The organism is Alphaproteobacteria bacterium, from assembly GCA_035625915.1.
Classification (GTDB): Bacteria; Pseudomonadota; Alphaproteobacteria; order JACZXZ01; family JACZXZ01; genus DATDHA01.
In genome coordinates, this window is record DASPOR010000147.1 from 1 (window position 1) to 23,352 (window position 23,352).

17 protein-coding genes are annotated in these 23,352 nt (G+C 60.9%); 10 read left to right on the forward strand and 7 right to left on the reverse strand.

Annotated features, from left to right (window positions below; genetic code table 11):
• The 8 genes from VEJ16_11695 to hrpB all read left to right on the forward strand — a co-directional run.
• Window positions 1-684: mannitol dehydrogenase family protein (locus VEJ16_11695; GenBank protein HYB10325.1), on the forward strand; the 684-nt coding region annotated here is incomplete at its 5' end.
• 40 nt (window positions 685-724) lie between these two features.
• Window positions 725-1,918, forward strand: coding sequence for an extracellular solute-binding protein (locus VEJ16_11700; GenBank protein HYB10326.1), 1,194 nt, complete (start codon window positions 725-727; stop codon window positions 1,916-1,918).
• A gap of 54 nt (window positions 1,919-1,972) precedes the next feature.
• Entirely contained in the window at window positions 1,973-3,064 is a 1,092-nt protein-coding gene (locus VEJ16_11705) for an ABC transporter ATP-binding protein (protein HYB10327.1), read from the forward strand.
• A 4-nt stretch (window positions 3,065-3,068) separates the two neighbouring features.
• Complete coding sequence (locus tag VEJ16_11710) at window positions 3,069-3,938, forward strand: sugar ABC transporter permease (GenBank protein ID HYB10328.1); 870 nt, start codon at window positions 3,069-3,071, stop codon at window positions 3,936-3,938.
• Between the two features lie 86 nt (window positions 3,939-4,024).
• Complete coding sequence (locus VEJ16_11715) at window positions 4,025-4,810, forward strand: ABC transporter permease (protein ID HYB10329.1); 786 nt, start codon at window positions 4,025-4,027, stop codon at window positions 4,808-4,810.
• A gap of 39 nt (window positions 4,811-4,849) precedes the next feature.
• Window positions 4,850-6,058: a D-mannonate dehydratase ManD gene (manD, locus tag VEJ16_11720; protein HYB10330.1), complete on the forward strand. Its 1,209-nt coding sequence runs from the start codon at window positions 4,850-4,852 to the stop codon at window positions 6,056-6,058.
• A gap of 85 nt (window positions 6,059-6,143) precedes the next feature.
• Window positions 6,144-6,896, forward strand: coding sequence for a FadR/GntR family transcriptional regulator (locus tag VEJ16_11725; GenBank protein HYB10331.1), 753 nt, complete (start codon window positions 6,144-6,146; stop codon window positions 6,894-6,896).
• The gene (hrpB, locus tag VEJ16_11730) at window positions 6,893-9,403 is read left to right on the forward strand and encodes an ATP-dependent helicase HrpB (GenBank protein ID HYB10332.1); all 2,511 of its coding nucleotides are present in this window, start codon (window positions 6,893-6,895) and stop codon (window positions 9,401-9,403) included. Before VEJ16_11725 ends, hrpB begins: the two co-directional genes overlap by 4 nt.
• Window positions 9,404-9,435: 32 nt before the next feature.
• On the opposite strand, the gene VEJ16_11735 is transcribed toward hrpB, so the two are convergent.
• The 5 genes from VEJ16_11735 to VEJ16_11755 form a co-directional block, all read right to left on the reverse strand.
• On the reverse strand, window positions 9,436-11,529 hold the full coding sequence (locus VEJ16_11735; GenBank protein ID HYB10333.1) for a tetratricopeptide repeat protein: 2,094 nt from the start codon (window positions 11,527-11,529) through the stop codon (window positions 9,436-9,438).
• Between the two features lie 69 nt (window positions 11,530-11,598).
• On the reverse strand, window positions 11,599-12,795 hold the full coding sequence (locus VEJ16_11740; GenBank protein HYB10334.1) for an aminotransferase class I/II-fold pyridoxal phosphate-dependent enzyme: 1,197 nt from the start codon (window positions 12,793-12,795) through the stop codon (window positions 11,599-11,601).
• 360 nt (window positions 12,796-13,155) lie between these two features.
• Window positions 13,156-13,830, reverse strand: a complete 675-nt coding sequence (locus VEJ16_11745) for a polymer-forming cytoskeletal protein (GenBank protein HYB10335.1) — start codon at window positions 13,828-13,830, stop codon at window positions 13,156-13,158.
• Between the two features lie 198 nt (window positions 13,831-14,028).
• A complete protein-coding gene (locus tag VEJ16_11750; GenBank protein HYB10336.1) occupies window positions 14,029-17,214 on the reverse strand; it encodes a multidrug efflux RND transporter permease subunit in 3,186 nt (1,061 codons plus the stop codon).
• 16 nt (window positions 17,215-17,230) lie between these two features.
• On the reverse strand, window positions 17,231-18,496 hold the full coding sequence (locus VEJ16_11755; GenBank protein HYB10337.1) for an efflux RND transporter periplasmic adaptor subunit: 1,266 nt from the start codon (window positions 18,494-18,496) through the stop codon (window positions 17,231-17,233).
• Between the two features lie 324 nt (window positions 18,497-18,820).
• Between VEJ16_11755 and VEJ16_11760 the strand changes: the two genes are divergently transcribed.
• Both VEJ16_11760 and VEJ16_11765 read left to right on the forward strand, forming a co-directional pair.
• Window positions 18,821-19,669, forward strand: coding sequence for a fumarylacetoacetate hydrolase family protein (locus VEJ16_11760; GenBank protein ID HYB10338.1), 849 nt, complete (start codon window positions 18,821-18,823; stop codon window positions 19,667-19,669).
• 155 nt (window positions 19,670-19,824) lie between these two features.
• Complete coding sequence (locus VEJ16_11765) at window positions 19,825-20,694, forward strand: dienelactone hydrolase family protein (GenBank protein HYB10339.1); 870 nt, start codon at window positions 19,825-19,827, stop codon at window positions 20,692-20,694.
• Window positions 20,695-20,775: 81 nt separating this feature from the next.
• Here the strand turns inward: VEJ16_11765 and VEJ16_11770 are convergent, their stop codons facing one another.
• Window positions 20,776-21,573 (reverse strand): phosphodiesterase, encoded by a 798-nt coding sequence (locus VEJ16_11770; GenBank protein ID HYB10340.1) that lies wholly within the window; start codon window positions 21,571-21,573, stop codon window positions 20,776-20,778.
• A gap of 148 nt (window positions 21,574-21,721) precedes the next feature.
• Entirely contained in the window at window positions 21,722-23,299 is a 1,578-nt protein-coding gene (locus VEJ16_11775; protein ID HYB10341.1) for a gamma-glutamyltransferase family protein, read from the reverse strand.
• Between the last annotated feature and the right edge of the window lie 53 nt (window positions 23,300-23,352).

Below are 23,352 nucleotides of genomic sequence, written 5' to 3' on the forward strand. Positions count from 1 at the left end.
ACCGGCGAAGGTTTTCCGGATCTATCCGAGGTTGGAGTCGAACTGGTCCCCGATGTCGCACCCTACGAGCGCATGAAGCTTCGCATGCTCAACGGCTGTCATTCCTCGATTGCCTATCTCGGGCAGCTCGCCGGTTACGAATTCGTGGCCGACGCGCTCGATGATCCGAATTTGCGCCGATTTCTTGAACGCATGATGGCGGAGGAGATCGCACCCACGCTGACCGAGTTTTCACCGCAACGGCTCACGGCGTATGGTGCGCAGCTTCTTCGTCGCTTCGACAATCGCGCGATCCGCCATCGCACCTGGCAGATCGCGATGGATGGATCGCAGAAACTGCCGCAACGCCTCCTTGGTACGATCGAAGATCGCCTGCGAAACAACGCGCCCGTGGCGAGGGTGACGCTCGCCATCGCCGCATGGATGCGCTTTCTCGGCGGCAAGGACGATCGCGGCGGGTCGATTGTCATATCGGACCCGCGTGCGCGAGAACTCACCGGTTGGGCCGAGGGGCGCCAGGACGACGGAGCCATCGCCGCCAATTTCGTCGAGCGCTCTGGAATTTTTTCCCCAGACCTGCAACGAAGCGATGGCTTCCGCCATGAGCTGGTCGCCGCGATCGCACTGTTGCGACGCGTCGGCGCTCGGGAGGCGCTGATGCAACCCACTTATGGCGGCGCATGATTTGGGATCATCGGTGCACCGTCACGAAGGGAGGAAAATCATGAAATCACGCGTAACGCTCTCTCTCGCCGGGATCGTCGGTACGGTCGGGCTATCTCTTGCACAACCTGCCGCCGCAAGCGAGCTACCGGCGTTACCGTCTTCACCCATCGTCATCAACGTCGTCGACGTGGCCGGCCAGCTCGCCCTGACCCAAAAATCGATGGAGGATTACCGCAAGGCGCATCCGGAGTTAGTCTCGAAGTTCAATTTTACGAAGGCGCCTGCCCCTGAACTCCCGGGCAAACTCAAAGCTCAGCAAAGCGCCGGTCGCGTGGATATTGACGTGGTACTGAGTGGCACGGACGCGATTTCCGCCGGACTGGAGCAAGGCCTTTGGGTGAAAATTCTTCCCGACTATACGGCGAAGTTCCCGAGCCTCGATGAAAACTACCTGCCCGGCGCGCTCGACATGCAGAAGCCGACGGAAGGTCAGGCGATCGAGGTCGTGTTCGCGATAGCAGGGCCGATGCTCGAATATGCGCCCGAACGCGTCAAGGATCCGCCGAAGACGACCGACGCGCTCTTGGCGTGGTGCAAAGCTCATCCCAACCGATTTTTCTATGCTCGTCCCGCAAATTCCGGACCAGGCCGCGCCTTCCTCCAAGGCCTGCCCTACATACTCGGCGACAGCAACCCGCGCGACCCGATCAATGGTTGGGCGAAGACGTGGGCCTATCTCAAGGAGCTTAATAGCTGCATCGAATATTACCCCTCGGGCACTGGTGCCACGATGAAGGAACTCGGCGAAGGGTCCCGCGACATCATTGTTTCAATGCCTGGCTGGGACATCAATCCGCGCGTTCTGGGAACCGTACCGAAGTCGGCAGAGACGACCATCCTTGAGGGACCCGCGGGATTCAAATGGGTATCTGACGCCCAGTATGTTGGAATCCCGAAGGGGTTGGCACCCGATCATCTTGCGGTCGTGCTCGATCTCATCGCCTTCATGCTGAAGCCGCAGCAGCAGGCTTATGCGTGGGACGAAGGTTACTTCTACCCGGGTCCCGCGATCAAAAACGTCCCACTCACCATGGCACCCAAGGAGAGCCAGGACACGCTAAAGGAATTCGGCCGACCCGAGTATGACGAGCTGATCGCGAAATACCCGATCATGACGCCACTTTTCGGAAAGGATCTCGTCGCCGCGTTCCACAAATGGGACGAGGAAATCGGAGCACAGAAGCTGAAATAATGGCATCCGCGAGGCTCGCCCCGCGATTGATGGAGGTCGCGGGCGGGGAGGACGATGATGGTTTTGCGCAAGGGAGATTTCCATCAGCCACGGGGCGGTGGATTCGGCGAGCTCAAGCTCGATGCGATCAGCCGTCGCTTCGGCGGCCTCTTCGCGCTCGATGGTCTCTCGCTTACGATAAAGCACGGCGAGTTCATTGCCCTTCTCGGCCCCTCCGGGTGCGGCAAATCCACCGCACTTAATTGTCTTGCCGGACTGTTGCCGCTCACGAGCGGGAGCATTTGGCTCGACGACCGGCGCATCGACACGATGCGGCCGGAAGAACGCGGCTTCGGCATGATCTTTCAGAACTACGCGCTCTTTCCACACATGAACGTGCGCAAGAACGTCGGCTTTGGCCTCGCGATGCGTCGGATGCCGAAAGACGAAATCAGGCGGCGGGTGGACGATGCGATCGGACTTGTGCAGCTCGAGGCGCATGCGGAAAAGTTGCCCGGGCAATTATCGGGCGGCCAACAGCAGCGGGTCGCGATTGCGCGAGCGATCGTAATCGAGCCGCCTGTTGTCTTGATGGATGAGCCGCTCTCGAACCTCGATGCCAAGTTGCGGCTCGAAATGCGTTCTGAGATCAAACGGATCCACCAGGAGCTTGGCCGTGCCACGGTCTATGTCACCCACGACCAGGAGGAGGCTCTCTCGCTCGCAGACCGTGTCGTGGTGATGAAAGATGGCGTCGCTCAACAGATCGGCTCGCCCGAGGCGCTTTACAACCGGCCGGCGAATCTCGACGTGGCACTCTTCATGGGTTACCGCAACGTGCTTGAAGGACGCGTCGATCGCGTCGATGGCGAGCGCGTTTCATTTCAATGCGGCGCGCTGGCACTCACGGGCGCCCCTCAAGGACGGATCGATCCCGGTGCCGCCACGGCGGTGATCCGGCCCGACGAAATTGAAATCGGCGACGGTCCGAACCGCGTCGAAGGGCGTGCTGAGACGGTTGAGTATTGTGGGCGCGACTACCTCGTCGACTTCGTGACCGATGCGGGTGCGAGACTGCATGCGCGCAGCACGGAGCGCATCAATCCGGGAGAACGTGTGTGCTGGCACGTTCCCGCCGAGCGCGTTCTCGTTTACAGCGTGGGATGACGGGATGACCGCCGGCAGCCTGCACGACTCCGGTTTCGACCGCACGGTTCTGCTGATCGTGCCCGGTGTGCTTTTCGTCCTTCTCCTTTTTATCTACCCCTTCGCCTACGGCCTTTTTCTTTCGTTCACGACCACGAATGGCGGCATTTGGGCCAACTACGCCCGATTTTTCGCGGAACCCCGATTCTTCAGCACGATCGGCATCACGTTCTGGATCGCGCTGCCGGCCACGCTGGTCAATCTGGCCCTCGCGATTCCCATGGCGTTCAAGCTGCGCCGTCCGACGAGCGCACAGCGCATCGTGACGACCATGCTTGTCGTGCCGATCACGCTCGGCACGGTGCTGGTTGCGGAAGGATTGCTCAATTACCTGGGACCGCAGGGCTGGTTCAATCGCCTTCTCGTCGATATGCACTTGATCGCGAGTCCGGTGCGACTTACGCACAATTACTGGGGAGTGCTTCTCTCGCTCGTCATAACGGGCTTTCCATTCGCGTTCCTCCTGACGCTCTCCTACATCACCGGGATCGATCCCGTGCTGGCTCAAGCCGCGTCGACGCTCGGCGCGGGTCCGGCGCGTCAATTTCTTCACATATATTTCCCGCTGCTCGCACCTGGACTCGCGATTACGTTCTGTCTCGCGTTCGTCCAGGCGTTCTCGGTCTTTCCGTCGGCCGTGCTGCTCGGCGCGCCTGCGGGACCGACGCGCGTCATCTCCATCGCGGCCTATCAAGCGGCATTCGAGGACTATGACTACGCGATGGCGTCCGCCGTGGCGATGATCATGGGGCTCGCGCAGCTTGCAGTCGTCGTCGCGGTTCTAGGATTGCGGGGCTTTTTCTATCGCGGTCCTGCCGGAGGTGCCAAGGGATGAATACGGCAACGGCTGCCCTTGCACGCACCGATATCGAGCGCCGCTCGTGGCGTGAAATTGCCTGGACCTCGCTCGTCACGGCGTTGATGGCATTCTTTCTGATTAACGTCGCGGGGGTGATTGCGTCGGTCGCGGTCAGCTCATTCGCGACCCGCTGGCTCGGCACCTGGCTACCCGCTGGCTTCACGACGCGCTGGTACGCCTCGGCTTGGGATGAGTTTCAGCTCGGCGATGTCCTTACCGTCACGCTCAGGGTCGTTTTTATCGTCGTGGCGATCTCGATCCTCATCGGCGTACCCGCAGCTTATGCGCTCGCGCGCCGCGAGTTTCCGGGCAAGCGTAGCGCCATGCTCCTCTTCCTGCTGCCACTCATGGTACCGCCGATCACCTACGGAATTCCCCTCGCGACCGTACTTTATCGGCTGCGCCTGGGCGGTACGGAGTCCGGCGTTATTCTTGCCAATCTGGTGCCCGCCGTGCCTTTTGTGATTCTCGTCATGACGCCGTTCATCGAGCAGATCGATGTAAGGCTAGAGCAGGCGGCTCGCGTCTTCGGCGCGGGCACATTCCGGGTTTTCGTCCATATCCTTGTCCCGCTGCTCGCACCGGGCATTCTCGCTGCCGGGCTCCTCGTGCTCGTCCGTACAATAGCCCTGTTCGAACTCACCTTCCTGACAGCCGGCCCCGATAGTCAAACCCTCGTTGTGGCGCTTTATTATTCAGTATTCGCCGCCGGGGTGCGCGCGACCCAATCGGTCGATGCCATGGCCGTCACTTACATGGTGACGACCCTCGTCTGGCTCCTCATTGCGATGCGCTTCGTCAATCCGACGCAGCTCGTCACGCGCGTAAAGGAAGCGCCGCGAAACTAGTCCTAAAACCTCGGCCGCGACGACCTCGGAGGAACGCACGTGAAGATCAAAGCAGCTTATGTCATCGTCACTTGTCCCGGACGCAACTTCGTCACGCTGAAGATCGTGACCGAAGACGGCCTCTACGGACTTGGGGACGCAACGCTCAATGGCCGCGAATTGGCCGTGGCATCCTATCTCACCGATCACGTGATCCCGTGTCTGATCGGGCGCGACGCTCATCGAATCGAGGATATCTGGCAGTTTCTCTATCGCGGCGCTTACTGGCGCCGCGGGCCGGTTACGATGTCGGCGCTGTCCGCCGTTGACACGGCACTTTGGGACATCAAGGCCAAGTGCGCCGGCCTGCCGCTCTACCAGCTTCTCGGCGGACGGAGTCGGGAGGGCGTGCTCGTCTACGGTCACGCAAATGGCGCCGATATAGCGGAATGCGTCGATGAGATCGCCCGCTATCTCTCGCTCGGTTACAAGGCAATACGCGCACAGTGCGGCATTCCCGGCCTTGCGTCCACTTATGGCGTGGCGCGGGACAAGATGTATTACGAGCCGGCCGACGCCGACTTGCCGACGGAGAATCTCTGGTCGACGGAGAAATACCTCGATTTTGTGCCCAAGCTGTTCGCCGCCCTGCGCGAGAAGTTCGGCTTCGAGCCGCATCTTCTTCATGACGTCCATCATCGCTTGAAACCGATCGAGGCGGGCCGGCTCGGCGGAATGCTCGAGCCCTATCGGCTCTTCTGGATGGAGGACGCCACGCCGGCCGAAAACGAGGAGAGTTTCCGACTGATTCGCCAGCACACGGTAACCCCACTCGCGGTCGGCGAAGTCTTCAATTCGATCCACGATTGCCGCACCCTGATTTCGGAGCAGCTCGTCGACTATATCCGCGCCACCGTCGCGCACGCGGGAGGGATTACGCACCTTCGCCGTATCGCGTCGCTGGCGGACCTCTACAATGTGCGCACCGGCTGCCATGGGGCCACCGACCTGTCGCCGGTTTGCATGGGGGCTGCCCTGCACTTCGACATTTCGGTGCCGAATTTCGGCATTCAGGAGTACATGCGCCACACGGACGAAACCGACGAAGTATTTCCGCACGCTTACTTCTTTAAGGACGGCTATTTGCATCCCGGCGAGGCAAGCGGGCACGGCGTCGACATCGACGAGAATCTTGCCGCCCGTTTCCCTTACAGGCGCGCTTATCTGCCGGTCAACCGCCTTACCGACGGCTCGATGCACGATTGGTAAATCGCTTGACCCTTGGCCCTTGGATGGGGTGGAAAACGTAATGGCAATGAACGCCGCGACGAATTGGAACGAGAGCTGAGGCGCCATGCCGCTGCAACCGCTCGAAACCCAGCGGCTCTACCAGCAAGCCGCCGGTCAAATCCGAGACCTGATCCGCTCGGGTGAGTATGGACCCGGTGCACGGCTTCCACCGGAACGTGAGCTTGCCAAGAGGCTTCGCATAAGCCGTCCGACGGTGCGCGAGGCCATGATCGCCCTCGAGATTGCGGGCATGATCGAAATTCGCGCTGGCGCGGGGATCTTCGTTTGCGATAAATCGGCGCCGGGCCGGCATACGATTTTACCGGCACTCGACGCAGGGCCGAGCCCCTTCGATCTTCTCGAAGCGCGGCGGTTGCTCGAATGCGAAAGCGTCGAGCGGGCGGCTAAATCCGCCTCGAACGCCGACCTTGCGTCGATCGAAGAGGCGCTCGTCGATATGGAGGTGGCACTCGCCAAGGGCCATGACGGGCGGGATGCCGACCGGCTTTTTCACGCGCGCATCGCGCGCGCCGCCGGCAATAGTGTCTTTGCGGCCCTTGTCGATGGCCTTTGGGAGGGGATGTCGGCACCCCTTTTCCACAATCTGAGCAATCTGACGAGGCTTTCCGAGCAAGGCCGGATGACGATCAGGGATCATCGCGCGATCCTCCATTGCCTGGTCGCTCGCGACCCCGTAGGCGCGCGCGCGGCGATGGCGGCGCATTTGAATCACGTCGAGTCGATCCTTGCCGGTAGGTTCGACCTTGCCGCGAGCCAAAAGCACGAACGGCGCAAGGGTGGTCGACGCAATCGATGACGTCATTGCCGATCGACCCGCTTCTGCCCAAGATCGCGCAGCAGTTGTGCGAAAGGAATGCCGTTGTTCTTGTCGCACCACCCGGTGCCGGCAAAACGACGCGAGTGCCATTGGCGCTTCTCTCCGAACCCTGGCTCGCCAATACTGGAATCCTGTTGCTCGAGCCTCGCCGGCTCGCGGCCCGTGCGGCGGCGGCGCGGATGGCCGCCATTTTGGGCGAAAGAGTTGGCGGAACCGTAGGCTATCGAATAAGGCTCGAACGGCGCGTGAGTGGGCGCACGCGCATTGAGGTTGTCACCGAAGGAATTCTGACGCGCCGCCTGCAAGACGATCCGGCGCTGAAGGGCGTCGGCCTTATTATCTTTGACGAGTTCCACGAACGAAGCCTCGATGCAGATCTCGGATTGGCGATTGCGATCGACATACAGCGCAACCTCAGGCCCGAGCTGCGCATTCTTGCAATGTCCGCCACTTTGGATGGTTCCGCAGTCTCGCGAATCCTCGGCGGCGCACCCATCGTGGAGAGCCAGGGCCGCGAATTTCCCATCGAGACGCGCTACCTCGAAGGTGCTCTGCGCGAGCCGGCCACTTCGGCCGCGGCAAAAGCCGTCAAACAAGCATTGGGGGAAACGGAGGGCGATATACTCGTCTTCCTTCCCGGGGAGCGCGAGATCCGTGCCGTCGAACGATCGCTGCGGAGTGCCGGCCTGGCTCCTCGAACGTTCGTCGCACCTCTCTATGGCGCCCTCGCGCAAGAGGCCCAGGACAAGGCCATATATCCATCGCCACCTGGACGCCGAAAGATCGTGTTGGCTACATCGATAGCCGAAACGAGCCTTACAATCGAGGGCGTGCGGACGGTCATCGATGCCGGGTTGTCCCGGGTGCCGCGCTTCGATCCCGTCACGGGATTGAGTCGGCTCGAGACGATCCGCGTTTCGCGCGCCTCCGCCGAACAGCGGCGTGGGCGTGCCGGCCGCCTTGGCCCAGGCCTCTGTTACCGCCTTTGGCCCGAGGCCGAGACGCGTGGCCTGATGCCGCTAACGAGGCCAGAAATCCTCGATGCCGACCTTGCATCCTTAGCGCTCGAATTGGCACTGTGGGGTGTCGAGGACGCTCAAGCCTTGGCCTGGCTCGACCCGCCCCCGCAAAAAACACTCGCCGAAGCGCGCGATTTGCTGAGGCGGCTCGATGCGCTTGAAACCAATGGGCGGGTGAGCGAGCATGGCCGCGCCATGGCGCGACTTCCCATGCATCCCCGCCTCGCGCACATGGTCTTGCGCGCGAAAGAGCGTGGTCTGGGTCAGGAGGCGGCGTCGCTCGCAGCCCTTCTTGCAGAGCGCGATATCTTGTCAGGACCTGGCGGATCGCGTGATGCGGATTTGCGCACCCGGCTCGAGCTTTTCGGCAATTCCAAAATGCGGCATCGTTTGCCGCCGTCTTACGAACTGCGCCAGGGAGCGCTCAAGAGAGCGATCGATGCGGCACGGCAAACCCGCCGGATGCTCGAAATCGAGGATCGTTCCCTAGCCCCGGCTCGCGCGGGCGTACTCGTGGCCCTTGCGTATCCCGACCGGATCGCGGGCCGACGGCCGCAGGGGGGATTTCGCCTCGCGAATGGGCGAGGTGCAGCATTGGCCGAGGAAGATCCGCTCGGTAACGAGCCCTGGCTCGCGGTGGCCGAGGTCAGCGGCACGAACCCAGACGGTCGGATTTTTCTCGCCTGTCCAATCCAGCTCGACGAGATCGAAGCTGAATTCGGCACTCACATCGAATCTAGCGTAGAAGTAGCATGGGACCCACGAAGCCAATTCGTGCTGGCGCGCCGTCGCCGGCGTCTCGCTGCCTTGATCCTCGCCGACGCGCCGTGGAACGACGCGCCTGACGAAGCTGTTGCCGCCGCCATGCTCGATGGGGTCCGTGCCCTTGGCCTGTCCGCTCTGCCCTGGACGCCCGCGGCGAGAAGTCTCCAGGCCCGCATCGAATTTCTTCGCTCGCTCGAAGGCGACGCCTCAACCTGGCCGGATCTGTCCGACGCCGATCTCGAACGCAGCCTCGGCGATTGGCTAGGACCTTATCTCGGTGGCGTGCGCAACGTTGCCGGTCTGCAGCAGCTAGATCTTGCGCATATCCTGTCGAGCCGGCTCGACCATCGTCAGCGCCAGCGCCTCCACAGCGAGGCGCCCGTGTCGCTCTGCGTACCGAGCGGGCGCACGCTGCCCCTCGACTACAGCGCGCCGGACGGACCCGTGCTTGCTGTCAAGCTTCAGGAGATGTTCGGCCTCGCCGACACACCTCGCGTGGCGAACGGGCGCGTTCCGGTCCTTCTGCACCTGCTCTCGCCGGCTGGGAGGCCGATGCAGGTAACGCGCGATCTCGCAAGCTTCTGGCGCACCGGCTACGCCGATGTAAAGCGCGATCTCAAAGGGCGTTACCCCAAGCATCCCTGGCCGGACGATCCGGCACGGGCGACGCCGACCGCAGGCGTCCAGCGCCGTACCCGCTAGATAATGCACACTCGATACCGCAACGGCAGGTGCTATGCGCCAGACGTTTTCGGGGCAAACGGCCCAAGCGCGTCAAAAAGCGGGGCAAGATGCTCCCCATAGACGCGCCAGCGCCCGATCGAGGTTTTGTAGATCGGCTTGCGCACTTGAGTGGCGCTCGCCGTTCGCACGGGACGGTCCGTTTTGTGGAACACAAGACAGTTCTTGTGCCACGCGAGCCCGCAATACTCGACGATCCGCCGTGCCTGCGGCTCGAAATCCGCGATCAGATCCTCATACTGGATATCGAGAACACGTCCGGCAGGAAGCGCCGTTCGCCAGTGCTCCATGAGCTCGACATATTTCGTGTAATAGCGGCCGAGCTCGGCCAGATCATAGGTATGGTCTTGGGCACCCGAGAATAGCTTAGAGAAGCATGAGATGCAGGTGTCCACAGGATCGCGCATCACATGGATGATCGGCGCGTTCGGCAAGACGAGGTGAATAAGCCCAACGAAGAAGAAGTTGGAGGGCATCTTGTCCGTGATGCGCTCGGCATTCGCCGATATGGCTCGGAGCCGGGTAATGTATTCCTGCGCGATCGCCCTGAGGTGCGACGCCTCGAGTGCTGGCACGAACTCCGGATAGGGCAGCAGTGCACCGTCCGGACCGCGCACTGTTTCGATTACAGCGCCGAAATCGGTGAGTTCGCCCGCACCAAAAACCTTTGGGTGGCTCGCCACAATCTGCTCGACAAGCGTTGTTCCCGAGCGAGGCATGCCAAGCACGAAGATCGGCAGGTTCGACGGATCACCCTGTCCGGCTCTCGATTCAATCGTCTTTCGGTCCATATTCGCCCTTACCCTGTCGAACAAGCCGAGGACGCCTGCTTCGTCGTAGGCGATCTGCTTGCGCTTCAGGGCATTGCCTTCGCGCAAATGACCGAATGACGTTTCATATTGCCTAAGATCCCCATAGGCCTTGCCAAGCGCAAAATGGAGATGTGTCCGCGCCTTCGGGGTCAACGAGGGGCCATCGCGAAGAAGCTCCTCCATGCCCTTGATGTGCGGATCGTCGGCCTTGAACGACTTGGAATCCGCGAGGTTGACGTAGACCCCGCTCTCCTTGGGATTGATCTCGAGCGATTTGATGTAAGCCTCGCGCGCTGCGTCGAGCTGCCCAAGCTCCTTGAGCGCATTCCCCATGTTGTTGTGTGCGTCGGCCATGTCCGGTTTGAGCGAGAGTACCTTGCGGAAGGTTTCGAGCGCCTGATTCACTTGACCGCGATCGAATATGACTTGACCCTTCGCATTGAGCGCTTCGGGATCTTCGGGGCGGATCGCAAGTGCTTGTTCGCAGGCCGCCATGGCCTCGTCGAGTCGGTTTTGATCCAGTCGGACGAGGGCGAGGTAAGTATAAGTCTTGTAATTGCGCGGATCGATCGCAATCGACTGCGCGAGAAGGTTCGAGGCTTCGTCGAGGCGTTCGAAGTCCTTGACTGCAAGAGAGAGGTTGTTGAGGACCGCCGGGTCGGTGGGCTTCAGCGCCAATGCCTTACGATATATGCCCTCCGCCTCGTCGATCTTTCCGATATCCCTGAGCGACGTTCCGAGATTGTTGTAGGCGTCGGCGTAATTCGGATTTTGCTTGATTGCGCGCTGGTAGCAAGCGATCGCCTCATCGTGCCGCTTCAGTGCGCGGAACGCGTTGCCGAGATTGCTGCGCGCTTCGACGTAACCCCGGTCGATCTCCAAAGCCTGCCGGTAGCACTTGATCGCTTCGTCGAACTCCTCGCGATCATAGTGGGCGATGCCAAGATTGTTCAGTGCTTGCGCGTATTTCGGATTAAGCGCCAGGGCCCGGTGAGCGGCGGTTATTGCCTCGTTCGGCATCCCATTCAAGCGGTAAAGCTCTCCGAGGTTGCAATGAAAAAGGGGCACGTTGGCATTTATCGCGACAGCTTGCCGCATGAACTCGAGCGCGACCGGATAATTCCCGACCTGGTGCGCAATGATTCCGAGAAGATGAAGCGCTTCCGATTGCCGGGGCTGGGCCTGCAGAATTTGACGACACAAGGTCTCGGCAGCAGCCAAATCGCCTTCCTGGCGGCGCTGTTCAGCCAACTCAAGTGCCTTCGGAACCGGCAACCACTGCGATCCCGGCGGCAACGTCCTCGACATTGCTCCTTTATTTTCGTTCATTGTGATGTTGACCTGCTACAAGGTTCGCGCGACACGGGTGAGCGCGTCCTCCGTCTCCCCAATGTCGCTAACGAGCGCGAGACGAATATATCGCTCGCTCGCGTTCGTCCCGTCAGGAGAGGGCCGCGTAAGATAGGCGCCTGGCAGCGCCTTAATGCCGGCTTCGGTCCAAAGACGTTTCGTCGCCGTCTCACCGTTACCGACGTCAAGCCACAAATAGAACCCACCAGCGGGGCGGTAGAATCCGAACCGTCCCTTCAATATCCGTTCGGCGATGTCGTATTTTGCGCGGTAGTACGCACGCGTATCGATCACGTGGCTGTCATCCTGCCAAAGGGCCGTCGCCGCATCCATGACCGCAACGGGTGTCGCTGCACAACTATAGCTGCGAAGCCTGAAGAGGAGCGCTATTGCCTGAGTCGAGCCGACGCAGAAGCCGGAACGCAGTCCCGGAGCACTAGAACGTTTGGAAAGCGTATGAAAAACCAGAAGATTTTGGAGCGAGCCGCCAAGTGCCGCAGCCGCTTCGAGGGCGCCCGGCGGCGGCGTGTCAGTGTTGTAGATTTCCGCATAGCACTCGTCCATCACCAGGAGAAAGTCGTGACGGCGGGCGAGCGTAATCGCGCGCTTGAGATATTCGAGATTGGCAATGGCACCTTGCGGGTTCGAGGGCGAGCAGATGTACATAAGCTGTGCGCGATCGAGCGCCTTTGGATCAAGCACGTCGAGATCGGGCAGAAATCCGGTCTCGCGCGTCGCCGGCATAAAGGCAAGCTCCGCGCCCGCGAGCGTGGCGGCACCCGCATAAACCTGATAGAACGGATTGGGCAGGAATGCGAGTGGCGTCGGTGTGCCCGCGGTGGCCGCCGTGATCGCGAGCGTCGCCGCCATATAAAGACCCTCGCGCGTACCGGAGCAGGGCATGATCATCGTTTCTGGATCGATCATGGCGCTCGGCAGGCGATAGCGGCGAAGGAGCCAATCGACGCACGCCTTCCGCAGTTCCGGGCTGCCCGAAAGCGATGGATAGCGATTCCAGGTATCGGCGCGGCCATCGATGATGGGTCTGATGAACGCCGGCGGTTGATGTTGCGGCTCGCCGACCGATAGATCGATCGGCCTTATGTTGCTCCGTGGCGTTGCAGCGGAGAGAAGAGTAGCCAAACGGCGGAACGGACTGTCCCGCATCGAATCCAATCGGCTATTGAACATCGCGAATTTCCCACTAACACTTCCGAATCGCGCATTCCGACGTCGGCCCGAAGATCGCACGACTGCCGTCAATCGGTCCTTGCTGTTCGCACCAATTTGCCCGGATTTTCGGTCGCTGAAAATAGCCCGCTCGCTAAATATTGCGATTTTTGTTAAGGGGCCAAAACTGACATTGAGGGGTCGTCGTTAAATTTCATATTCATAATATACAATAATGTGTGCGCCTGACTCGTGCCGGCGTCATTCGCACGATATCCAACACGAAGATCCCTGCCCCGCCGCAACACGAGGCACGCCCCACTTCGACAGCGCCGAAAAGACGAACAGCGTCGATGCCTGGACGGGAATCGACCGCGCGGTTCAGCCTTTTCCCAAACTCCGGCTTTCGACACCTATTCCTGCTGAAGCGCCGATTGGTGAAGCCGCGGCAGGGACCTCACGGTGAGCGGGTTTCTCGCTCTTGGCACCAAGGCTCTTCACATCGCCGTTGATCTCGCCCCCTCGCTCGATCTCGATGCGGCCATAGCGGATGGTCCCGCTGACGTGCCCCGTGCTTCGGACAATAAGGCCGTCGCGAACCGTGAGCGACCCGTCGTACCGGCCGGACACTTCGGCGTTCTCGATCTCGGCAGCGCCCTTGAACGTGCCGGACTCCGCGATCTCGATTGTGTGGCAGTCCTGCAACTCGGCCTCCACCTTGCCCTCGACGATCAGCCGATCGCATGAGGCGATCTTGCCATTCAACGAGATGTCGCGGCCCACGATCAATTTCTTGCTCTCGGCTGGCATGGCCGTCGATTCTCCCTTACGTGTTGGGTTTGGCATATCAACAACTCTCCTGACCGTCTCGGATCCGGGCCGCATAGCTGCGGGCGTGGGCTTGAATGCTCCGACGCGCGAGATCTCGACGCCGTCGGCACCAGCGGGGCGCATCGGATGTCTGGAAGAAACAGTAAACTCGTTGTCCAGAGGCGATGCGTCTTCCTTCGGCGGGTCACCGCCACCTTCGTCGATTGGATTTCTGCGTTTGAACATCCTTCGTCTCCTTGACGTGGCATTGCTTTTCCGGCCCTGCCGGAAGCGATCTCACGCGACCGACCGCCCAATCGCGCGGCTGGATTATGGGGGACAATCCAGGAACGGACGGGGACAAGATTGAGACATTTTTTGCGGGACCTACGGAAATTGCTACCAAAATCGCGCGGAAAGTATCGCGCCCCGCGCCGCCCTTCCCTATTCCACAGGCCGCGAAGACGTGCGCTCCCCGGGGGGATCGGCTTGCCTCGTCCGCGCGCCGAAAAGCCCGCGGATAACAACGTAGAACACCGGGGTAAACAACAAGCCGAATCCCGTGACACCCAGCATTCCGAAAAGGACTGCGGTGCCGAGCGACTGGCGCATCTCGGCACCGGCGCCGACTGCGATCGCCAGCGGCAGCACGCCGAAAATGAATGCAAACGACGTCATGAGAATCGGCCGTAATCTCGTTCGCGCTGCCTGCACGGCCGCATCGAAACGACTCGCACCTTGCTCCTCGGCCTGGCGCGCGAACTCGACAATGAGAATAGCGTTTTTTGCAGCCAACCCTACGAGCACCACGAATCCGACCTGGGCCAGGATGTTGACGTCCATTCCGCGGATGAGAAGCCCCGTCACGGCCGCAAGCAAGCACATCGGCACGATCAGGATAACCGAAAGCGGAAGCGACCAGCTCTCGTACTGGGCCGATAGCAGCAGGAACACGAAGACGACCGAAGCGCCGAACACCACGAGACCCGAATTACCCGCCAACTTCTCTTGGAAGGCAAGTTCGGTCCATTCGTAGCCGAAGCCGTCCGGCAATCTGTCAGCCGCCAATTTCTCCATCGCCGCGAGCGCATAGCCCGTCGAGTAGCCGGGCAGCACATTCCCTTGCACCTCCGCCGCGGGGAAGAGATCGTAGCGCGCCACACGATATGGCCCTGTTATGTCCCGAAACGTCGTAACAGAGCCGATCGGGACCATTTTGCCCGCGTTGTTCATTGTCTTGAAGTTCTCGATATCGTGGATGTTCTGGCGGAAGGGGGCGTCGGCTTGGGCAATCACCCGGTAGGTCCGGCCGAGATAGTTGAACTCGTTCACGAAGTCCGAACCGAGAAAAACCTCGAGCGCCTCGAACACCTTGTTCACCGGGATGTCCAGCATTTCCGCCTTCACGCGATCGATATCGGCGTACAGCGTGGGCGTCCGGGTGTTAAAAAGAGAAAAGACGCTGACGAGCCCCGGAGTCTGGTTCGCCGCCTGAACCATGTCCTGAGCTGCGGCTTCGAGCGCTTGCAAACCGCGACCGCGCTTATCTTGCACCATTATCTTGAACCCGCCGGCGGTCCCGATGCCGCGCACGGGTGGAGGCGGTATCACAATGATGAAGGCTTCTTGGATGGCGCCGAGCCGTCTCTGAAGCTCTGTCCGCATGCGTTCGGCTGTCTGCCCCTTCGCTACCCGCTCGGCGAATGGCCTCATGGTCGAGAAGATCGCCGCGGAATTCGATGCGTTGGTGAACGTGGCGCCGTCGAACCCGGCAAAAACCACGGCGTGCGCGATACCGGGCGTTTCCAAGATCAGCTTCAGGGCCTTTCGCGCGACGGCGTCCGTGCGCGCCAGGGAAGCGCCCGGCGGAAGCTGAATGACGTTGATGAAATAGCCCTGGTCCTGCTGGGGAATGAAGCCGGTCGGTGCGCGGCCGAATTGCCATCCCGTCAAGGCGATGAGGCCGAGATATACGATGAGCATCAATGCCGCGACCCTGAGGAGCTTGCGAGTCAAGCTCGCATATCCCTGAGAGAGCTTGTCGAAGGCGAAATTGAAGCCGCGGAAGAACGCCAGGAAGGGCCGCGCGATCAAGGAGGGCTTACGCTCGCTGCCGTGCTCTTGATGCGGCTTGAAAAGAAGGGCGCAAAGTGCGGGACTGAGCGTCAAGGACACAAAGCACGATATGATCGTGGCCGATGCAATCGTAATCGCAAACTGACGGAAGAATTGCCCGGATATTCCTGGAATAAACGCCGCTGGAATGAACACCGCCGAGAGTACAAGGGCGATTGCAATGAGGGCGCCGCCCACTTCATCCATCGTCTCGTGCGCCGCATCGCGCGGGCTTAGGCCCTGGCGGAGATTGCGCTCGACGTTTTCCACGACGACGATAGCGTCATCCACCACGATTCCAATCGCAAGCACAAGACCGAATAGCGTCAGGTTGTTGAGCGAATAGCCAAACGCCGCGAGCACCGCGAAGGTGCCGATGAGCGACACCGGAATCGCCGCGATCGGTACCATCGATGCTCGCCACGTTTGGAGGAATAGGATCACGACGATAACGACGAGAAAGACGGCCACATAAATTGTCCGCACCACCTCGCGGACCGATTCAGCGATAAATTCGGTCGGGTTGTAGCCGATGTCGTAGCGCAGACCCGACGGGAACGACTTCGAGAGTTCGTCCATCGTTGACTGGATTCTGGTGGCGGTCGCCAATGCATTGGAGCCGGGCAACTGGAAGATCAGGAGAGCCGCCGCTTCGCGGTCGTCAAGATAGCTATTGGCGTTGTAATCCTGGGCACCCAACTCCGATCGGCCAACGTCGCGAATGCGTGTCACGCGCCCATCGGGATCGGTCTTGACCAGGATGTTGTCGAATTGCCGCGGGTCTACCAATCGCCCGAGCGTTTCCACGTTGTATTGGAATGCACCCTGCTTGGGCAAAGGCGGCTGATCGAGCACGCCAGAGGCGACTTGCACGTTTTGCCCTTGAAGGGCCGTGACGACATCACCTGCGGTAAGGTCGTGCGCTGCGAGTTTTTCCGGATCTAGCCATACACGCATCGAGTAATCGCGTGCGCCGAAGATTTTCACGTCACCCACGCCGTTGAGGCGCGCGAGTACGTCCTTGACCTGTAGCGTTGCGTAATTCGAAATATAGAGCTGGTCGCGCGAGCGGTCGGGCGAGCTCAGGTTGACCACCATGAGCAGGTCGGGCGAGTTCTTCTTGATGGTGATGCCAATCTGCTGAACCTCCGGCGGAAGTCTCGGCTGTGCGATCTCGACGCGGTTCTGCACGAGCACTTGCGCGATATTGAGATCGGTACCGAGGGCGAAGGTTATGGTCAGTGAGAGATTTCCGTCGCCGGTCGACTGGGAGACCATGTAGATCATGTTTTCGACGCCGTTTATCTCCTGCTCGAGCGGCGTGGCCACCGTGTTGCTGACCACCTCAGCGGAGGCACCCGGATAGCTTGCTGTGACGACGATCGTGGGCGGTGCGATCTCGGGATACTGGGCGACGGGAAGCGTGAAATAGGCGACACCTCCGATCAGCACGATAAGGATCGACAGCACGCTCGCGAAGATCGGCCGATTGACGAAAAAGTGGGAAATGTTCATGCCCGCGTCACCCGGCTCAGTCGGTCGAGGTTTCGAGCCCGATCTTGCCGGGTTGCGGCGTGACCTTGGCGCCGGGGCGCGCGCGCATCAGGCCGTCGATGATAATCGTGTCCGTGGCGGCGAGTCCGTTGCGGACGATCCGCAGTCCCTGATAGGTCGGACCGGGCCGGATCACGCGCGGCACAACCGTATTGTCACCCGTGACGGTCAAAACGATCTTGTGTGACTGATCGGTCACGATCGCGCTGTCGGGAATGAGAATCGCATCGTAAGGTTCCGAACCCGGCACGCGAATACGGCCGAATTGGCCAGGCGTCATGAAGAACCTTGGGTTGGGAAACTCGGCCCGCGCACGAACGGTGCCGGCGCCGCGGTTGATTTGATTGTCGACGAAATTCATGACGCCGCTATGCGTCCATTCCGTCTCGTCGACCAACCTGACCTCCACGGGCACGAAGGCCTCCCGCGCCGATTTGAGCAGGCCGGCGCGCTCGTAGGAGAGGTAGTCCGATTCGCTCATGTCGAAGACGAACCAAATGGGGTCAAGGGAGACGATCGTCGTCAGAAGCGTCGTCGTGCCGGTCGACCCGCCTATGATAAGATTTCCGAGGCTGACCTCGTGCGTGCCGATGCGACCGCTCACGGGTGCCATTATGTGCGTGAACTCGACATTGAGTTTCGCCTGCGCGATGGCTGCTTCGTCTGCTTTGACCGTCGCCGCCGCACCTTCCGCCGTGGCGCGCGCTTGCTCGAATTGCTGTTGGGGTGCGAAGTCCTTCTTGGAGAGATCGGCGTAGCGGTGAAGATCGAGGTCCGCGCGCACGACCTGCGCTTTATCGCGCTCAAGGTTCGCCTCGGCCTGCATCAAATCGGCCTCGAACGGACGAGGGTCGATCACGAACAACAGATCGCCCTTCTTGACAAGCTGGCCGTCCTGAAAATGAATTTCGGTCAGATAGCCGCTGACGCGTGCGCGAAGCTCGACATATTCCACGGCGGAGAACTGGCCGGTGTATTCGTCGTGCTCGGTGATTCGTTGTACGAGGGGATGACTGACCGTGACAGCCGGAGCCGGCGGGTGAGCCTGCGCTGCCGCACCAACCTTGTCGCTCCGGCCCCAGACATAATAGGCCCCCACTGCCAACGCCAAGGCGAGCACCGCAAGTCCAATGAATATTCCACGAGATTTCTTGGGAGGGCTCGGTCGAGCCGCTTCGCCCGGCGGTGTGGCCTGTTTTGGATCGGCGGCGGGCCGCACCTCATTATTCGTCGTTCCTGCCATGCTCCCCCAGTCGGAACCCAATGCTAGAACATCAGGAACTCATAACATTAGATACAAATTCGCGCGGTGAAAGTCAAAACGGCGCAAGCGACACGCAGTATGACGCGTCAGCGATTGTCGCATGCTAATCAAGTGCAGTCCCCGGTCACGCCGTTTTGCACGATATCACTGTGAAATGCCTTGCAGCGAGCGCCCGGCGCCCGTCGACATCTAATGAAATTTTGACTCGAAGAGCAGTCCCCCCGTGACGTAATTTGATTGCGAACTTGGTCGATCTTGGGACCGCGCCGTCCCACCGTCGCTGCCTGTACGGAGGCACTAAACATGAAGTTGCTACGCTACGGCCGGGCTGGCCAGGAAAAGCCGGGCATCCTCGATCGCCATGGCAAGATTAGGGACCTTTCGGCAAAGGTTCCCGATATCGCCGCGGCCCAGCTTGCGCCCAAGGTGCTGGACGATCTGCGACGGATCGATCCGGAATCGCTACCTCTCGTTCCCGGTACGCCGCGGATCGGACCGTGCGTCGGCGCCATCTCGAAGCTCGTCTGCGTCGGCCTCAATTACTCGGATCACGCGGCAGAGACGGGTGCGGCCGTGCCCGCCGAACCAATCCTGTTCATGAAGGCAACGAGCGCGATTTGCGGACCGAATGACGACGTGATCCTGCCGCGCGGCTCGAAGAAGAGCGATTGGGAGGTCGAACTCGGCATCGTCATTGGCACCAAAGCAAGTTACATCCCCGAGGAAAGGAGCCTCGACTACGTCGCCGGCTATTGTGTCGTCAACGACGTCTCGGAGCGTGAATTTCAGATGGAACGGCTTGGTCAATGGACCAAGGGCAAAAGTGCCGACACCTTTGCCCCGATCGGTCCCTGGATGGTGTCGAAGGACGAAATCGTCGACCCGCAAAACCTCGATCTGTACCTCGACGTCAATGGCGAGCGCCGCCAGAGGGGCAATACTCGGACGATGATTTTCGGCGTGCGGCAACTTGTGAGCTATATCAGCCAGTTCATGACGCTACTGCCCGGCGATGTCATTCCCACCGGCACGCCGCCAGGGGTCGGACTCGGCATGAAACCGCCCGTCTTCCTCAAGTCTGGGGATGTGATGCGCCTCGGCATCAGCGGACTTGGCGAGCAAAACCTGAGAGTAGTCGCTGCATCCCGTTGAAAAGCGAACATTTCCGAATTGAGCCGACAGGCCCCCTCTGATTTCAGATCACTTTTGAGTGAGCGGCCAGCCGGTGGGGTGCTGCGTGAATGACCTGAACCGCTTCGTTCGGATACTCTGCGCACGTCTTACGCAATAATCTGGAGGAAGCACCTATGGACGCCATCGATCCCCATGCCAGGAGTCTCAGGGGGAGAACCGACTACTCGCGCAGGGCTCTCTTGACGACTGGCCTCGGGACCGGTTTCGCCCTCGCGGTTTTGCCGGTGTCCGCGGAGACGATCACGACGGATGCAGACGGGCTTACCGCAGGGGATGTGACGATTCCGGTCAAGGACGGCCAAATCCCCGGCTACCGCGCGATGCCAGCGAAGGGCGGCCCGTTCCCGACTGTGATCGTGATCCAGGAGGTCTTTGGTCTGCACGAGCACATCAAGGATATGTGCCGGCGTTTCGCCAAGGTCGGCTATTTTGCGGTCGCCCCAGCGCTTTATTCCCGCTTGCCCGACGTCACCAAGCTGACCGACATGCAGGAGGTGATCAAGGTCTCCGCCCAGGCACCCGAGGCCTTGGTCATGTCCGATCTCGACGCCACGCTCGCCTGGGCGCGGAGATCCGGTAAGGCCGATACGAGGCGGCTTGGGGTCACGGGCTTCTGCCGGGGCGGCAGCTATACTTGGCTTTATGCGACCCATAATCCGCACGTGAAAGCCGCGGTCGCATGGTACGGCCCCCTCGTCTGCCCCAATGCCGACCAGCCGCCGATCAGCCTCGTTGACGCAACCAAAGACCTGAAGGTACCGGTCCTAGGCCTCTACGGTGCTGCCGACCAGGGCATTCCCGCCGCCGACGTTGAGAAATTTCGCGATGGCTTAAGGAAATCCAAAAAGACGGTCCAGTTCGTCATCTATCCAGACGCCCCGCATGGCTTCAATGCGGATTACCGGCCGAGCTATAGACCGGACGCGGCGAAGGACGGCTGGAAGCGCCTTTTGGCGTGGTTCAAAAAATACGGTGCGGCGTAAGTCACGCCCGCCCGTGGCTTGAGAATGACTCAGGGGGCACGCGCCCCCTGAATTTTTTCGCGAGCGCCGAAATACCCGGCCTCAGCCGAATGGATAGGGTCCGTCATATTTTCCGATATAGCTCGTATGGGAGACCATCCCCTGCCCCGCCTTCCAGACGTGGAGGTGGCAAGCCGGCGGCTCCATGTTGTATTCGGCCGGCCCATCCGCGCGAAGGTCGAGCACTACCTGGTGCGCGGTACTTGGTGCTGTACTAATCAACGTACCGGCGAGACGGATTTGAATCGGCCGATGGAGGTGGCCGCAGACCACACGCTCGATTTGTGGATTGCGCGCAACGATCTCGACGAAGGCATCCGACCCCGAAAGCCCCATGTCGTCCATGTGCCGTATGCTGGTCATGAAGGGTGGGTGGTGCATGAAGACGAGCGTGGGCTGATGCGGCGCTTCCGCAAGGCGATCCGAGAACCAATCGAGCCGCCTCTCGCACAAGAGCCCGCTCGGTGATCCCGGCAGGACCGTATCGAGGCCGATAAGCCGGATCGGATAGTCATCAACGACGTAATGGAGAAACTCGCCCTCGCGCGGCAGATAAGCGTGTTCGGGTAACGCCTCCACCATCGCCGCACGGTCATCGTGATTTCCCGGAACGAGAAACACCGGGGCCGAAATGGAGGCCACAATTTCGCTGAAGTGTGCGTATTCATCAGGCCTGCCTGCGTCGACGAGATCGCCCGTTATGATTACGACATCGGGCGGACTCGGAAGGGCATTCAAGTGCACGACCGCGTCCTTGAGCATGCTGTTGGTCGAAACGCGGTTGTAAGCCAGCGCCCCTTTCGGACGGACGTGGGTATCGGTGATTTGAGCGATGATCATGGTCGTACTCGCAGTCGGCGTTAAACAGGCGGGATGAGCGCTACGGAGCCGCAGCACCATTATAATCGGCGGCGCCCGCACGCGCATCGGCGACAAACACTCAATCGAGGCGGCGAACCCTTCGGAATCGATCGAAGCCAGCCATCGACTAAAATCCGAGTGCGCAACCGTCCTTGCGCCCGTCGGAACCCGCCAGGATGGCCCCCGTCTCGCTCAGCCAAATGCACTGCGCGCCGCCGAGCGGCCGATCGAGGAGTTCGAGCACGTGACCTGCTTTCGTGAGCGCTACGCGCAACGCCGTCGGAACGGCCGTTTCGATCTGCAGCTTGCCGCCAAAGGGAAAGACCCGTGGTGCGTCGATCGCTTCCTGGATATCCAGTCCGCGATCGATGATGCGCGACAAGAGGGTGACGTGCCCCGCTGCCTGGTAATGCCCCCCCATGACTCCGAATACGGAAAGGAGCCGCCCGTCGCGGCCGATCATTCCGGGGATGATCGTGTGCATGGGCCGCTTGCGGGCTGCGTATGAATTGACGTGACCCGGAATGCTGCGGAAGGAAGTTCCGCGATTGTGAAGGAAAACGCCGGTCTCGGGCTCGGCCAGTCCGGCGCCGAACGGGGCGAACAGGGAGTTGATAAATGATATCGCGTTCCCTTCGGGATCGACGATACAAATATAGGTGGTATCCTTATGCTCGACGTCTTCGATCGGGGGGACGTTCCGCGCCACTCCAGGGGTGACGTTCCGCCTAAGTCTCGCGGCAAAGTTCTCGGACAACATGATCTCGGTCGGGATGCGAGCGTGAGCCGGGTCGCCGATGGAACCGTCCCGTACCGCGTAGCCTTGCTTGATCGCTTCGCAGACAAGATGAAGCCACTCGGCTTCGGGCAGGCGATCGAGTGTCAAGCCCCGCAGGATGTTGAAAGCGACGAGGGCAGCTATACCCTGTCCGTTCGGCGGGCATTCGTAGATCCGATAACCACGATAGTCGGTGCTTACCGGCTCCACCATATCGGCGCTCTGCTCGGCGAAGTCTTCGAGCGAGTGCCGCCCGCCCATGGCGCGAAGATAGCCGACGAGGCACTTGCCAACCTTGCCCTCGTAGAACCCCGCACGCCCTTCCTCGGCGATTGCTCGAATGGTGGCGGCGAGTGCGGGTTGGCGGTGCATGTCGCCGGCGACTGGGATAGCGCCGCTTGGGGCGACGATCGCGCGCAAGCCGGGATCGGACATGATCAGCTCGCGCTCACGCGCCCAATCCCACGCGACGCGTTGCGCAATCGGATACCCGTGCTCGGCATAGTCGATCGCTGCGGCAAAAAGCTCTCGCCATGGCAGGCGCCCATGCTCGCGGTGAAGCCGCCACCAGGCGTCGACGGCACCCGGTACCGTGATCGCCTGGGGGCTTCGCCGCGGTATCTCAGCACCGCCCAACCCGATCAACTCATCGATCGATGCCGCCCCAGGGGTCCGACCCGACCCGTTCAGGGCTTGGATGCGCCCACTCGCCGTGTGACGGAACAGCACAAAGCAGTCGCCGCCGACGCCTGTCATGTGGCCTTCAACCACGCAAAGCACAGCGCATGACGCAATCGCCGCGTCGAAGGCGTTGCCCCCGCGCACCAGCGTGGATATGGCACTCGCCGACGCAAGGGCATGCGAGGTGGCCACGGCGGCGGATCGTGCCGCGACCGTTGACCGCCCGGGTATGACGAAATCTCTCATAAAACGATCCTTTCTCTCTTCTTTTTCGGCACGGGTGGCGGTCGAATTGGCTG

Bases quoted from the DNA above. Each gene is read 5' to 3' on its own strand.
- VEJ16_11700 (HYB10326.1), top strand. From the start codon at position 725: ATGAAATCACGCGTAACGCTCTCTCTCGCCGGGATCGTCGGTACGGTC.
- VEJ16_11705 (HYB10327.1), top strand. From the start codon at position 1,973: ATGATGGTTTTGCGCAAGGGAGATTTCCATCAGCCACGGGGCGGTGGA.
- VEJ16_11710 (HYB10328.1), top strand. From the start codon at position 3,069: ATGACCGCCGGCAGCCTGCACGACTCCGGTTTCGACCGCACGGTTCTG.
- VEJ16_11715 (HYB10329.1), top strand. From the start codon at position 4,025: ATGGCATTCTTTCTGATTAACGTCGCGGGGGTGATTGCGTCGGTCGCG.
- VEJ16_11725 (HYB10331.1), top strand. From the start codon at position 6,144: ATGCCGCTGCAACCGCTCGAAACCCAGCGGCTCTACCAGCAAGCCGCC.
- hrpB (HYB10332.1), top strand. From the start codon at position 6,893: ATGACGTCATTGCCGATCGACCCGCTTCTGCCCAAGATCGCGCAGCAG.
- VEJ16_11740 (HYB10334.1), bottom strand. From the start codon at position 12,795: ATGTTCAATAGCCGATTGGATTCGATGCGGGACAGTCCGTTCCGCCGT.
- VEJ16_11745 (HYB10335.1), bottom strand. From the start codon at position 13,830: ATGTTCAAACGCAGAAATCCAATCGACGAAGGTGGCGGTGACCCGCCG.
- VEJ16_11750 (HYB10336.1), bottom strand. From the start codon at position 17,214: ATGAACATTTCCCACTTTTTCGTCAATCGGCCGATCTTCGCGAGCGTG.
- VEJ16_11755 (HYB10337.1), bottom strand. From the start codon at position 18,496: ATGGCAGGAACGACGAATAATGAGGTGCGGCCCGCCGCCGATCCAAAA.
- VEJ16_11760 (HYB10338.1), top strand. From the start codon at position 18,821: ATGAAGTTGCTACGCTACGGCCGGGCTGGCCAGGAAAAGCCGGGCATC.
- VEJ16_11765 (HYB10339.1), top strand. From the start codon at position 19,825: ATGGACGCCATCGATCCCCATGCCAGGAGTCTCAGGGGGAGAACCGAC.
- VEJ16_11770 (HYB10340.1), bottom strand. From the start codon at position 21,573: ATGATCATCGCTCAAATCACCGATACCCACGTCCGTCCGAAAGGGGCG.
- VEJ16_11775 (HYB10341.1), bottom strand. From the start codon at position 23,299: ATGAGAGATTTCGTCATACCCGGGCGGTCAACGGTCGCGGCACGATCC.